14 protein-coding genes are annotated in these 12,302 nt (G+C 46.0%); 12 read left to right on the top strand and 2 right to left on the bottom strand.

What is annotated here, in order from left to right; all coding sequences use genetic code 11:
• The 6 genes from prpB to IEV98_RS16515 all read left to right on the top strand — a co-directional run bounded on the left by prpB (position 1) and on the right by IEV98_RS16515 (position 5,068).
• Entirely contained in the window at positions 1 to 885 is an 885-nt protein-coding gene (gene prpB / locus IEV98_RS16540) for a methylisocitrate lyase (protein ID WP_188507124.1), read from the top strand.
• Between the two features lie 56 nt (positions 886 to 941).
• The gene (prpC, locus tag IEV98_RS16535; RefSeq protein WP_188507123.1) at positions 942 to 2,099 is read left to right on the top strand and encodes a bifunctional 2-methylcitrate synthase/citrate synthase; all 1,158 of its coding nucleotides are present in this window, start codon (positions 942 to 944) and stop codon (positions 2,097 to 2,099) included.
• Between the two features lie 51 nt (positions 2,100 to 2,150).
• Positions 2,151 to 3,605, top strand: a complete 1,455-nt coding sequence (locus IEV98_RS16530; RefSeq protein WP_188507122.1) for a bifunctional 2-methylcitrate dehydratase/aconitate hydratase — start codon at positions 2,151 to 2,153, stop codon at positions 3,603 to 3,605.
• A 38-nt stretch (positions 3,606 to 3,643) separates the two neighbouring features.
• The gene (locus IEV98_RS16525; protein WP_188507121.1) at positions 3,644 to 4,339 is read left to right on the top strand and encodes an RluA family pseudouridine synthase; all 696 of its coding nucleotides are present in this window, start codon (positions 3,644 to 3,646) and stop codon (positions 4,337 to 4,339) included.
• Between the two features lie 32 nt (positions 4,340 to 4,371).
• Positions 4,372 to 4,650, top strand: coding sequence for a CAMCR motif-containing small membrane protein (locus IEV98_RS16520; RefSeq protein WP_229738800.1), 279 nt, complete (start codon positions 4,372 to 4,374; stop codon positions 4,648 to 4,650).
• Positions 4,651 to 4,768: 118 nt separating this feature from the next.
• Positions 4,769 to 5,068 (top strand): DUF983 domain-containing protein, encoded by a 300-nt coding sequence (locus tag IEV98_RS16515; RefSeq protein WP_307726863.1) that lies wholly within the window; start codon positions 4,769 to 4,771, stop codon positions 5,066 to 5,068.
• 16 nt (positions 5,069 to 5,084) lie between these two features.
• Here IEV98_RS16515 and rfbC read toward each other — a convergent pair whose 3' ends face one another.
• Together rfbC and IEV98_RS16505 are read right to left on the bottom strand one after the other, a co-directional pair.
• Positions 5,085 to 5,633: a dTDP-4-dehydrorhamnose 3,5-epimerase gene (rfbC, locus tag IEV98_RS16510; RefSeq protein WP_188507119.1), complete on the bottom strand. Its 549-nt coding sequence runs from the start codon at positions 5,631 to 5,633 to the stop codon at positions 5,085 to 5,087.
• 4 nt (positions 5,634 to 5,637) lie between these two features.
• Positions 5,638 to 5,934: a DUF4286 family protein gene (locus tag IEV98_RS16505; RefSeq protein ID WP_188507118.1), complete on the bottom strand. Its 297-nt coding sequence runs from the start codon at positions 5,932 to 5,934 to the stop codon at positions 5,638 to 5,640.
• Between the two features lie 150 nt (positions 5,935 to 6,084).
• On the opposite strand from IEV98_RS16505, the gene IEV98_RS16500 reads away from it, so the two are divergent.
• The 6 genes from IEV98_RS16500 to IEV98_RS16475 all read left to right on the top strand — a co-directional run bounded on the left by IEV98_RS16500 (position 6,085) and on the right by IEV98_RS16475 (position 12,291).
• Entirely contained in the window at positions 6,085 to 7,980 is a 1,896-nt protein-coding gene (locus IEV98_RS16500; protein WP_188507117.1) for a S9 family peptidase, read from the top strand.
• Positions 7,977 to 9,644: a sensor histidine kinase gene (locus IEV98_RS16495; protein WP_188507116.1), complete on the top strand. Its 1,668-nt coding sequence runs from the start codon at positions 7,977 to 7,979 to the stop codon at positions 9,642 to 9,644. Before IEV98_RS16500 ends, IEV98_RS16495 begins: the two co-directional genes overlap by 4 nt.
• 67 nt (positions 9,645 to 9,711) lie before the next feature.
• Positions 9,712 to 10,404, top strand: a complete 693-nt coding sequence (locus IEV98_RS16490; protein ID WP_188507115.1) for a response regulator transcription factor — start codon at positions 9,712 to 9,714, stop codon at positions 10,402 to 10,404.
• A gap of 122 nt (positions 10,405 to 10,526) precedes the next feature.
• Positions 10,527 to 11,000: a transcription elongation factor GreA gene (gene greA, locus IEV98_RS16485; RefSeq protein ID WP_188507114.1), complete on the top strand. Its 474-nt coding sequence runs from the start codon at positions 10,527 to 10,529 to the stop codon at positions 10,998 to 11,000.
• A gap of 139 nt (positions 11,001 to 11,139) precedes the next feature.
• The gene (locus IEV98_RS16480) at positions 11,140 to 11,550 is read left to right on the top strand and encodes an HIT family protein (protein WP_188507113.1); all 411 of its coding nucleotides are present in this window, start codon (positions 11,140 to 11,142) and stop codon (positions 11,548 to 11,550) included.
• Positions 11,551 to 11,628: 78 nt separating this feature from the next.
• Positions 11,629 to 12,291 carry a DedA family protein gene (locus IEV98_RS16475; protein ID WP_188507112.1) on the top strand — a complete coding sequence of 221 codons (663 nt, stop codon included), beginning with the start codon at positions 11,629 to 11,631 and terminating at the stop codon, positions 12,289 to 12,291.
• Positions 12,292 to 12,302: the final 11 nt, after the last annotated feature.

The raw sequence follows: 12,302 nt of genomic DNA, 5'->3' as shown, positions 1-12,302 counted from the left end.
ATGAACGGGACCTTATCCTCGGCTGGGGCACGGTGGCGCGCCGCTTTGCAAGCTGAGCAACCGCTGCAAATTGTCGGGGCGATAAACGCTAATCATGCATTGCTGGCCACTCAGGTAGGTTTTAAGGCCATATACCTTTCAGGGGGCGGGGTTGCCGCGGGATCATTGGGCGTGCCCGATTTAGGGATTACCAACCTGCAGGATGTGCTTGTTGATGTCGAACGCATAACCAATGTATGTAACACACCGCTGTTGGTTGACGTCGATACCGGATTTGGTCCCTCGGCATTTAATGTGAGCCGTACGGTTAAGAGCTTGATTAAGGCCGGGGCGGCGGCTTTGCATATGGAAGACCAGGTAGGTGCTAAGCGTTGTGGCCACCGGCCAAATAAAGAATTGGTGAGCCAGGGTGAAATGGTTGATCGACTGAAAGCAGCAGTAGACGCACGTACTGATGAGCAGTTTGCTATTGGCGCGCGCACGGATGCCCTGGCGAACGAAGGGTTGGAAGCAACGCTTGCAAGGGCGGTCGCCTATGTCGAAGCCGGTGCTGATTTCATCTTTGCGGAAGCGGTGACTGAATTAGCACAATACCGTGCTTTCCATGAAGCGACGGGTCGCCCGGTATTAGCTAACATTACGGAATTTGGGATGACACCGCTATGGACGGTCTCCGAATTGGCGGGTGCAGGCGTGTCATTGGTGCTGTATCCACTGTCGGCATTCCGGGCAGCTAACCGGGCCGCGTGGAATGCTTATCAACATATCCGCCAAGACGGAACCCAGCAACAGGTGCTCGATGCAATGCAGACCCGTGCGGAGTTATATGAGAGTATCGCTTACCATGATTTTGAGAATAAGCTGGATGAGCTGTACGGGAAATAGGTTTTAAACCGTCGAAGCCGGCTTAGCAGTTAGCTAACAATTAAAACGATAATACGATGGGCGATAGTAGTCAATCCATGGGATTTAAACCCAAAAAATCGGTAGCCTTGTCTGGCGTGGCAGCAGGAAACACAGCGTTGTGTACGGTAGGCCGAAGTGGCAACGACCTGCACTACAGGGGATATGATATACTCGATTTGGCAGAGGGGGCATCTTTTGAAGAAGTGGCTTACCTCCTTATACACGAACGACTACCTAACAAGGCGCAATTGCGGGCCTACCAGAATAAGTTAAGAACATTACGCGGGTTACCCCAAATTGCAAAAAACGCCTTGGAACAGATCCGCGCCGCAGCGCATCCCATGGATGTACTCCGTACCTATACGTCGATTTTGGGTACCATCTATCCCGAAAGGGAGGACCACAATCCCGTAGGCGCACGTGACATTGCCGATAAACTGTTGGCTTCTTATGCTTCCGCATTGCTGTATTGGTATCATTATGCCCACCATGGCAAACGCATCGATGTGGAGACAGATGACGAATCTATCGGTGCGCATTTTTTACACCTGCTACATGGTAAAGTACCTTCGGCATCGTGGGTAAAGGCGATGGCAATTTCCTTAAACCTTTATGCAGAACATGAATTCAACGCGTCTACGTTTACCGGTCGGGTGATTGCAGGCACAGGTTCGGATATCTATTCTTGCGTGACGGGGAGCATCGGCGCATTGCGGGGGCCTAAGCACGGCGGTGCCAATGAGGTTGCCTATGAAATCCAGAGCCGCTATGCCAATGCCGACGAGGCCGCTGATGATATCAAGCAGCGGCTAGAGCGCAAAGAAGTAATCATCGGCTTTGGCCATCCAGTATACTCCATTTCGGATCCACGCAACGTTGTCATTAAAAAGGTAGCTCAACAACTGTCGGAAGAGACCGGTGACCAAAGCCTGTTCGTTATTGCTGAGCGATTGGAGACCTTATTGTGGACGGAGAAAAAAATGTTTCCCAATTTGGATTGGTTTTCAGCGGTTTCCTATCACCTAATGGGGATACCGACTGCCTTTTTTACACCACTTTTTGTAATCGCCCGCGTAACAGGCTGGAGTGCCCATGTCATTGAACAACGGCAGGACGGTAAAATTATTCGGCCGAGCGCCAATTATACCGGGCCAGAGCCGCAGTCGTTCGTTCCGCTCAGTGATAGGCTGTAAAAGTTATGGACAATAGGCGACAAGGCATACAGCGTAAACAAATTTAGATACATGTCATCATATAGCTCAAACGAGCGTCCGGAAACGGACAGCGTCATTACCAATATTGTAAATTACGTACTGGATTATCGGATTACGAGTGAATTAGCGTTCAAAACCGCTCATTATTGCCTACTGGATACGTTGGGGTGCGGATTTGAGGCTTTGACCTACCCTGCGTGCACCAAATTACTTGGACCGGTGGTGAGTGGCACGATCGTGCCACATGGCGCCAAGGTGCCCGGCACATCTTATCAATTGGATCCTATCCATGCGGCTTTCAACATCGGGGCGATGATCCGCTGGCTCGATTTCAATGATACGTGGCTGGCTGCAGAATGGGGCCACCCTTCCGACAACCTCGGCGGTATACTGGCAACAGCCGATTGGTTATCGCGTACAGCGGTGGCTAATGGCAAGCCGCCCCTAACCGTTCGCGACGTATTGGACGCCATGATCCGTGCGCATGAAATACAGGGTATAATGGCATTGGAAAACTCGTTCAACAAGGTTGGACTCGATCACGTTATCTTGGTAAAGCTAGCTTCCACTGCAGTGGTCGGTAAGCTATTGGGGCTTGGTCGCGATGAGCTCGTCAATGCGATATCCCATGCTTTTGTTGATGGCCATTCCCTGCGCACCTATCGACATACGCCCAATACGGGAAGCCGCAAATCCTGGGCTGCCGGAGATGCCACTTCCCGCGCCGTGCGCTTGGCATTGATCGCTAAAACGGGTGAGATGGGATATCCATCGGTACTCACTGCCAATACGTGGGGATTCTATGATGTATTGTTTAAAGGCAACGCATTTAAATTTCAACGGGAGTATGGTTCCTATGTCATGGAAAACGTATTGTTCAAAATCTCCTTTCCCGCCGAATTCCATTCACAAACGGCGGTGGAAGCAGCCATGGCGTTGCATCACAAACTCGGGCAATTGGGTAAAACAACGGAAGATATCCGACATATCCGTATACGCACGCATGAAGCCGCCATTCGCATTATCGATAAAAAGGGCCCGTTGCATAATCCGGCGGACCGTGACCATTGCATCCAATACATGATTGCTGTACCCTTGATCTTCGGTCGCTTGACAGCTGCCGACTACGAGGACAACGTCGCTGCGGATTCCCGTATCGATAGCTTGCGGGCTAAAATGGAAACGGTTGAAGATTCCGGATTTACTCATGATTATCACGACCCCAACAAGCGTTCGATTGCAAATGCACTTACGATCACGTTTACCGACGGCACGGCGTTGGATGAACTGGTCGTTGAATACCCCATAGGCCATAAACGGCGACGCGAAGAGGGGATGCCTGTATTAATTGAGAAATATAAGACCAATTTAGCCCGGATATTTCCCGAAAAGCAGCAACAGCAGATTTTGGAGGCCTCAATGGATATCGATCAATTGGCTGCAATGCCGGTAAACGAATTTGTGGATTTGATGGTAACCCCATAAATCGCTACCTTTGCAACGTAACGTGAAGATACGGAATTATGCCTATTACCGACAACGACATCATCTACGAAGATAACCACTTGCTTGCCGTAAATAAACGTGCGGGTTACCTTGTGCAAGCCGATCCAAGTGGCGATGAGCCGCTGGAAGATATGGTGAATAAATACCTGACAAAAAAATATAATAAGCCCAACGGTGCTTTTGTCGGGGTGGTACACCGACTTGACCGTCCGGTAAGCGGGCTGATTCTGTTTTCCAAGACAAGTAAGGGATTGGAGCGAATGCAGCAACTTTTCAAGGATCGGGAAATCCAAAAGACCTATTGGGCAGTGGTGCGCAAACCACCCCAAGAGCCCGAAGGTAAATTGGCACATTGGCTTTCGCGGGACCGCACACAAAACATCACCAAAACCCATGCTGAAGCTGCCCAGGGCCGGGTTTATGCAGAATTAGATTACCATTTGCTCGGGGAATTGGATGGGTATTACCTCATTGAAGTTTACCCGTTGACAGGACGCACCCATCAAATCCGTGCCCAATTGGCATCCATGGGATGCCCTATCGTAGGAGACCATAAATATGGTTATCCACGTGGGAGCCTACGGCGATCCATTTGTTTGCATGCCAAAAAGCTGTCGTTTATCCATCCCATCCGGAAGGAACCCATCGAAATTATTGCTAAATTGCCCAAAGATGGTTTCTGGGATCGTTTTGAACTATTCGATGATCAATAGTAGATATGATAGATTAGTTGTAACTTTGTGCTATGAATAAGATCAAGCGCTTTATGGGGGCGATGGTAGTGGTTGCCTCATTGACGGTAGCGATACCTGATCGTGCCGATGCGCAATGTGCCATGTGTACACTAACGGCTGAAAACGCTACGGAAAACGGTAATACACAAGGAAAGGGCCTCAATAAAGGGATATTGTTTCTGTTGGCAATTCCATACTTAGCGACCGCAGGGGTAGGTTTGCTTTGGTACAAGCGATATCGGGGTAAAAAAACCGTGAACGTGGACGATGATCCGATCGTGCTGAATTAGTTTTCCAATGGCCGCGTCACATACATCCAAAATTAAAGCGGTCATGGCTTCCAGATGCCCTAAATGTAGAGTGGGGCATATGTTTGTCGGAAATACCTATAGCTTCAAAAGGCAACGCATGAATGATGTGTGCCCCCATTGCGGATTCCGCTTTGAGATTGAGCCCGGCTATTTCTACGCGGCGATGTATGTGAGCTATGGGCTCTCGATGGCACAGGTGATCGTGATCGGTTTGCTCACGTACCAATTTACCAAAAGCGAATCTCCTTGGGTATACCTGGGGGTGTTGATGGTGGCTATCCTGATTTTTGCTCCATTCAACTTTCGCTATTCAAGGCTTATTCTGTTACATTACCTGACCCCCAAAGTGAAGTACGATCCCAAATACGAGGATGAGCTCAACGAGGAACTATCCTGATGTGGGCGAATACCGTTTAAAAGGGGTTTGCCATATCGCTGAGCAGCGGTAGCTGGCGGTCCTTTTCGGAAACAATCAGTTCTTTCTCGCGGATGGGCCAATCGATATTCAGGTCCGGGTCATTCCATCGTACGCCTACCTCACCGCTTCTGTCATAAAATCCCGTCACTTTATAAGTAAATATTGTGTCGTTTTCGAGTGCTAAGAATCCGTGCAGAAAGCCCGGTGGTATCCACAGGGATTTCGCTTGGTATTCATCAAGTATAATTGAAAAGCTTTGTCCGTACGTTTCGGATCCCCGGCGTATATCAACAGCTACATCCAGTACCCGGCCGCGCAATACCCTAACTAATTTGCCTTGGGCGTTTTCCCCTGCCTGGGCGTGCATACCGCGCAATACCCCTTTTTGGGAATACGAAAGATTGTCCTGCACAAAGGTCTCATCAATCCCATGTGCTTTGAATGATTTTTCATTATAAGTTTCAATGAAAAAACCGCGCTCGTCTTTCCATATTTGTGGCTCGATGACGGTAAGATCTGGTATAGGGGTGGAAATAAAATTCATATGATTACTTGTTGAGGTATTTCATCATGCTATCGAAAAACAGTACTTTACCCGGGTGTTGTTGGCTGAGTAACTCCTGCACAACGTTCCAGTGCTGCGCTTGGAACGCTAGAATGTCATCGCTGTTTTCGGTGCGTAATTGAATACAGTATGTAGTGCCTTCATGCGGAGAATCCAGTACTTCGAGCAAAGAAAGGGATGACGTTGTATCCGGATGGTCGAAAAACTGCGCATCGATACATTGTTTTACCGCATCTCGGATGTCGTTTTCAGCAATGATGGTGACATTGTATAAATACATGGCGCGAAGATAAACAATCTATCGAAAATTTGCCGTTTTAACTGTTGGATAGCCCATGTTAAATCAGGATATTTAGGCATGTAAAATTAAGGTTGCATAACGGCCTTTTACGGTAAAATTTTTCACCTTTGAGTGATCAGTGAAGGGAATATGGTTACTATGGTGCGCAGTGTTATCTATTTGATTTTCGTAGTGGTTATTTCAGGCTGTTTGAACGGCTGCGATAACCACAAGGGGCGTGTTATACCGGTAGCGGATTTTTTTTCTACGCCGGAGAAGACAAATTTCCGAATATCGCCCAACGGTAAGTACATTGCTTATTTGGGATTATATCGGGGTGAAAAGAACATATTTATTATACATCCGGATGAGGGATATAGCGAGCAGCGTATTACATCTGAAAGTGAACTGGGTGTACAGACCTATTTTTGGGCGAATAATGACGAACTGATTTTTACTAAGGACAAAAGGCGCGATAGCCTTCAAGTATTTGCTGTCGATCGCACGACACTGGCCGTAAGACATCTGATGCAGCCGTCGCCAGTAAAGCTACGATGGATATCGCCTACGAAGGTGATAGACAATGGTTTTTTGATTTCACTTAATGAGCGGGATTCTTCTGTCTTTGATGTCTATAGGCTGCGTACAGATGCGTGTAAGAAGGAAATGGTAGCCAAAAATCCGGGAAATATCATCAGGTGGTTCGCTGATTTAAATGGTGAACTACGCTTGGCATTAGCTAGTGACAGCGTTAAGGAGACGATGCTGTATCGTGCCAACGAGAAAGAGCCATTCAAACCAGTAATGAGTAACAGTTTCAGGAATTCCATCATGCCATTGGGATTTTCTGAAGGCAAGCGAAGTCATGTTTTTGCATTATCCAATATCAATAGAGACAAGTTGGCGTTGGTGGAAATTGATATGGAAACGGGCAATGAAGTGCGGATGATTTACAGCAACCCCGATGTCGATATCGACCATGGCGGCTATTCCACTGATCGGGGTGAGATGGCATATGCTACGTATGCCACATGGAAACAACAACGCCATTTCCTGAGCAAGCAGACAGAACAGGTTTATAACGCAATCGATCAAAAATTGAGTGGTTACGAAGTGAGTATAATAGATCGTGATACGGCTCGTAATCGTTTTATAGTCAGTACGTTTACTGATACTGATCCAGGTGCCATATATTATTTTGATCTGTCGAGCGACGAGCTGGTGAAGTTGACGGACAATAGCCCTGCTTTAAAAGACTGTATGTTGGCTGAGATGAAGCCGGTCACATACCGGGCGCGCGATGGTCGGCAAATACAGGGGTATCTGACGATACCGAGGGGAGCAGCAGGTAGGAAAATACCGGTGATCGTGTATCCACATGGTGGTCCGGGCACCCGGAGCAAATGGGGATTCAACCCCGAAGTGCAGTTTTTTGCAAATCGCGGATTTGCAGTTTTCCAGGTCAATTATAGAGGATCAACCGGTTATGGAAAAGAATTTTGGTCGGCTGGTTTTAAGGAATGGGGCGGGAAAATACAGGACGATATCACGGATGGCGTGCGATGGTTAATTGACGAAGGTATCGTTGATTCAGCGCGCATTGGTATTTATGGAGCCGGATTTGGTGGGTACTCAGCACTGCATGGTGCATGCTTCAATTCGGGTCTATATGCATGTGCAGCCTCTTATTCGGGGTTTACCAACCTGTTTACGTACCTTAAGGAAATCCCCCCGCACCTCAAACCTTACCTACAAATGTACTATGAAATCATCGGCAATCCCGAGGTAGAACCCGATATGATCAAAACGATGTCTCCGGTGTTCCATTCGGAGCACATCAAGATACCCGTATTCATTGCACAGGGTGGCAAGGATGGCTGGAGTGCCGTTAATGAAACCAACCAATTTGTACAGAAACTCAGGAAACGAAAAATCCCTGTCACTTATATCCTGCGCGAAGAAGAGGGCCGGTATTTTCGTAATGAAGACAACCGCATCCAGTTTTACCAGGCGTTGGGTGATTTTTTTGATAAATACCTGAAATGACACAACAGCGCAACACCTATCGTGTAAACTATCTGTTGGTTAGTGCTTTTATTGTCGTTGTTATTGCCTCATTTGTATTGGCCACTTTCCTTGCCCGCGACTTGACCGTGACTTATGTCGAAAATGAATTCGCATCCCGAAAAGTGGAGGTATTGGAATATAACATCGATCCATTTAATAACTTTTTCCATAATCGTATTCCGGAAATCTCGTTTTACCAAGGCTATCTGGATTCGGCCGGAGTTTCCGCATATGCCGATAGTATTTTGCGGGCTTATCCGTTTGTTGAGCGGATTGTGTTTTACGACGTTTCGTTGAGTAATAGTGAGCATATCGACTATGGGTTTTCAGCCAATAACCTGGTTGTATATCCCAAAGGTGTTTATCAATTCAGTGCCCACGGCGCCCACGAGGATCCATCGTCTGCAACCGATCAGAACAGTCAGTTACCACTATCCTTATCGGATGACTTCAATAACATGGCGGTGAAATTTGCAGCCTTTATCGAACGGGTCGATACGGCCAAGGCGTTGCTCGAAGATGACATCTTTAAGGTGTTTTATTCGGTTACGCCCGGAAAAATATCATACATGAATATTCCACGGCGGGACGATCTGAAAACCTATAAGGAACTGATGTATGGACATCATATACATAATGCCGTTTACGAGCAGGATGTCTTGACCTTCTTTATCAATCCAAATAAGCTATCACTGACGAATACGGTCCCCGAATTATACCAACATATCGCGATTCAACCATTGGTCTATGAATCCATTGATACAGATCCGGATTTATTCACCACGGAGACACCGTTGCCGGGCGCATTGGCGGACTATAAAATTTACCTGAGCTCAAGTCGACCGTTCCTGCAGTCCGAGATCAACAGACGATTTCTGCCCGTCATGGCTGGTGTGATGACGATATACCTGCTGCTGGCGGTTATTGCATATTTGATTTACCGCAACCTGTATGTAAATAAGCGCATGTTTAAATTGCAATATGATTTCGTCAATAATCTGACCCATGAATTCAAGACACCGGTGAGCGTGATTAAAATAGCGGGCAATAATATCCATAGTGCCAAACAGCTTTCCGATAATGAGCGGAGACACTATGGCAAGATACTGGATGAGGAGGCCGATAAGCTGAATAATCTGATGAATACGCTGCTTTCCTTTACACAAATCGAAAATAAATCGATAAAAATGAAGCGAGAGGAGGTCGATTTGCACGAATTTTGTAATAAGGTGCTGGCGGCTTCCGAAATCAAGTACCGCGACTTGCAGATACAGTGCATCGTGGAAGTGAAAAAGGCGCTTTATGTCGATCCAGTGTTGTTGGGTAGCATATTTCAAAACCTGATTGATAATGCATACAAATATTCCAAGCCAGACAATAAAGTGTTGGATATTAAGGTGACGCAAGCAAAAAAGCAAGTAATCATGCATTTTTCGGATCAAGGTATCGGTATTGAAAAAAAAGAATTGGTGCATATTTTTAAGAAGTTCTATCGCGTGCAGAACCAGTATAATCAACAAGGCAGTGTAGGCCTCGGGCTGGCATTTTGCAAGGAATTAGTGAATTTCATGGGTGGAGATATCAGCGTTGATAGTGAATTGGGTCGGGGCACGACTTTCAGTATTGTATTTCCGTTAGATTGATTAACTTGCCCTAGGTTGTGACTTTTCGCTTTGATTTTTAAACTTAACGAAGAAATTGTATCAGGATATGTATAAGAACATTAAAATAGCCATCATCGAAGACGATGAAAACCTGCGTTTTCTGGTTGCTCATCGCCTTGAGTCTGAGAATTACGCGGTCATCCAGGCAGGAAACGGCAACGACGCCGAAAAACTGATACAGGAACAAAAGCCCGACATTGTTTTGCTGGATTGGATGCTGCCGGGTAAACAAGGTGCTGAGATATGTGCCAATTTACGTAAGGACGGGTTTGCAAACCTCATCATTATGATGACGGCCAAGTCCCAGGATATAGACAAGATCGATGCCTATAGCTTCGGGGTTTCGGATTATATCACAAAGCCGTTTAGTATGGACGTCTTGGTCGCGATGATTGAAAATAAGATTAAGTATTTTATAAACACGCAAGCGGCAGACCTGTACACATTTGGAGAAACGGAGCATCATCCGAATATCCATTCATTGGTGCGAAACGGTAAGAAGATCGAACTAACGATTCTGGAAAACCGGATCCTGCTTTATTTCCTGCAAAATATGGGGCGGGTTATCAGCAGGGATGAGCTGATGCAGGTGGTGTGGGGCTATAGCTCCAATGTAAATACGCGGACATTGGATATGCACATTGTACGCTTGCGCAAGAAAATCGAACTCAATGCCGATAAACCCGCCTATCTGCAGACAGTAAGGGGAATGGGATATAAATTTGTGGATAATCCTTAATCGTTATCTTTTTTTGGTTTATTGAAAAACATTGCTTATCTTCGTAGGAATGAGCAAGGCCATATCGCTAAGACGGTATGGTCTTGCTTCTTTTTTTGACTTTATTTTTTTAATTCATAATTATGGCAGAAGTAACGTATTACAGCAAAGAGGGATTGGAGAAACTCAAAGATGAGTTGCAGTATCTCAAAACGGAAGGTAGGGCGAAGATAGCCAAAGCAATCGCAGAAGCCCGTGACAAAGGTGATTTGTCGGAAAACGCGGAGTACGATGCGGCAAAAGATGCTCAAGGGTTGCACGAGGCGAAAATTGCCAAACTGGAGGAGAGCTTGTCCAACGCACGTGTCATTGACGAATCGACATTGGATGCATCGAAAGTACTGGCGCTGTCTATCGTCAAGCTCAAAAACGTAAAGAACGGAAGCGTAATGACCTACCAACTGGTGTCCGAAACAGAGGCGGACCTTAAGGCGGGCAAAATATCAGTTAAATCGCCCATAGCACAAGGGTTGCTGGGTAAGTCAATTGGCGATAAGGCCCAAATACAGGTGCCGGCTGGCCAAGTGGAATTGGAAATCCTGGATATTTCCAGATAGAATAGCGTGACGGTTATGTGCGGGTTTGCCATAACCGCACATGCTGAAACAATATTGTCCGACGGCTGTCTATAATAAGAACAGCCGTTTTTTATTTTTGTAAACAGACTATTTACGTAGATTAAAAAAAAAGAAGTATATGCCAACCATATTTTCGAAAATCATATCCGGTGAAATTCCGGCATTTAAAGTAGCAGAAAGTAATGACTACCTTGCTTTTTTAGATATCAATCCCTTAGCCAAGGGACACGTTTTGGTTATTCCCAAACAAGAGACAGATTACCTGTTTGATATCGGAGATGAAGAATACATGGGGCTTTGGATATTTGCGAAAATAGTTGCACAAGGGATCAAGCGAGTGTATCCTTGTGAGCGGATTGGAGTAGCGGTGGTGGGATTGGAGGTCGCCCATGCGCATATTCACTTGGTCCCAATCAATGAAGTAGGCGACATTAATTTCAGTCGGCCGAAACTTAAACTTAACCAGGAAGAGCTTTTGGAAAGTGCAGACGCCATAAAGAATTCGATTTTGGCAATAACCAATAAGTAATCACGGTTTGTTACTTACTTCCGTCCATAAATTGCTTTGGCCATAAGCGCAATTTGTGTAAGTTTGTAACTGATATTTATGCAAGAGTTCTGGGATTCATTTTCACAATTGCTGGATGCTGAAGCATTGATAAGGTCTGGTGGCTTCTATCTTGTTATATTTATCGTTTTCGCGGAGACAGGGCTTTTCTTCGGTTTTTTCCTTCCCGGAGATTACCTCTTGTTTTTGGCAGGGCTTTTTTGTGCATCGGGCATGTTGAGCGTGGATATCTTTACGCTGTGTATGGGGCTTTTTGTGGCGGGTGTACTGGGTAATTTCACGGGATACTGGTTTGGATGGCGAACAGGCCCAATGCTTTTCAAGCGTAAGGATACGTGGCTTTTCAAGCGGCGATATGTGGTCATGGCCGAAGAATTTTATCACAAATATGGTGGGGTGGCGTTGATTATTGGTCGCTTCATGCCAATAATTCGTACATTTGCCCCCATATTGGCGGGTATTGTGCAATTGGATTTCCGGAAGTTTGTATTGTATAACATTTCCGGTGGTGCCATCTGGGTGCTGACACTTACCTTGTCGGGTTTTTTTTTGGGGCGTGAATTTCCCCAAATCGTCAATTACATTGAATATATTATCGTCGGATTCATTGCTATTTCATTTTCACCAATATTGATTGCGTTGATTAGAAGAAAGTTGCACCTCAATAAAAATGAGGTTGAAGCGAAAAACAAACAACCGTAAATTCCATCCAT

The organism is Parapedobacter pyrenivorans, from assembly GCF_014636865.1.
GTDB classification, from domain to species: Bacteria; Bacteroidota; Bacteroidia; order Sphingobacteriales; family Sphingobacteriaceae; genus Parapedobacter; species Parapedobacter pyrenivorans.
The sequence above is the reverse complement of the archived record's forward strand: the minus strand, read 5'-3'. Positions and strand labels throughout refer to the sequence as shown.

What these genes read in the sequence shown, in the direction of transcription:
- prpB (WP_188507124.1), top strand. Translation starts at nt 1, where the DNA reads ATGAACGGGACCTTATCCTCGGCTGGGGCACGGTGGCGCGCCGCTTTG.
- prpC (WP_188507123.1), top strand. Translation starts at nt 942, where the DNA reads ATGGGCGATAGTAGTCAATCCATGGGATTTAAACCCAAAAAATCGGTA.
- IEV98_RS16530 (WP_188507122.1), top strand. Translation starts at nt 2,151, where the DNA reads ATGTCATCATATAGCTCAAACGAGCGTCCGGAAACGGACAGCGTCATT.
- IEV98_RS16525 (WP_188507121.1), top strand. Translation starts at nt 3,644, where the DNA reads ATGCCTATTACCGACAACGACATCATCTACGAAGATAACCACTTGCTT.
- IEV98_RS16520 (WP_229738800.1), top strand. Translation starts at nt 4,372, where the DNA reads ATGAATAAGATCAAGCGCTTTATGGGGGCGATGGTAGTGGTTGCCTCA.
- IEV98_RS16515 (WP_307726863.1), top strand. Translation starts at nt 4,769, where the DNA reads ATGAATGATGTGTGCCCCCATTGCGGATTCCGCTTTGAGATTGAGCCC.
- rfbC (WP_188507119.1), bottom strand. Translation starts at nt 5,633, where the DNA reads ATGAATTTTATTTCCACCCCTATACCAGATCTTACCGTCATCGAGCCA.
- IEV98_RS16505 (WP_188507118.1), bottom strand. Translation starts at nt 5,934, where the DNA reads ATGTATTTATACAATGTCACCATCATTGCTGAAAACGACATCCGAGAT.
- IEV98_RS16500 (WP_188507117.1), top strand. Translation starts at nt 6,085, where the DNA reads ATGGTTACTATGGTGCGCAGTGTTATCTATTTGATTTTCGTAGTGGTT.
- IEV98_RS16495 (WP_188507116.1), top strand. Translation starts at nt 7,977, where the DNA reads ATGACACAACAGCGCAACACCTATCGTGTAAACTATCTGTTGGTTAGT.
- IEV98_RS16490 (WP_188507115.1), top strand. Translation starts at nt 9,712, where the DNA reads ATGTATAAGAACATTAAAATAGCCATCATCGAAGACGATGAAAACCTG.
- greA (WP_188507114.1), top strand. Translation starts at nt 10,527, where the DNA reads ATGGCAGAAGTAACGTATTACAGCAAAGAGGGATTGGAGAAACTCAAA.
- IEV98_RS16480 (WP_188507113.1), top strand. Translation starts at nt 11,140, where the DNA reads ATGCCAACCATATTTTCGAAAATCATATCCGGTGAAATTCCGGCATTT.
- IEV98_RS16475 (WP_188507112.1), top strand. Translation starts at nt 11,629, where the DNA reads ATGCAAGAGTTCTGGGATTCATTTTCACAATTGCTGGATGCTGAAGCA.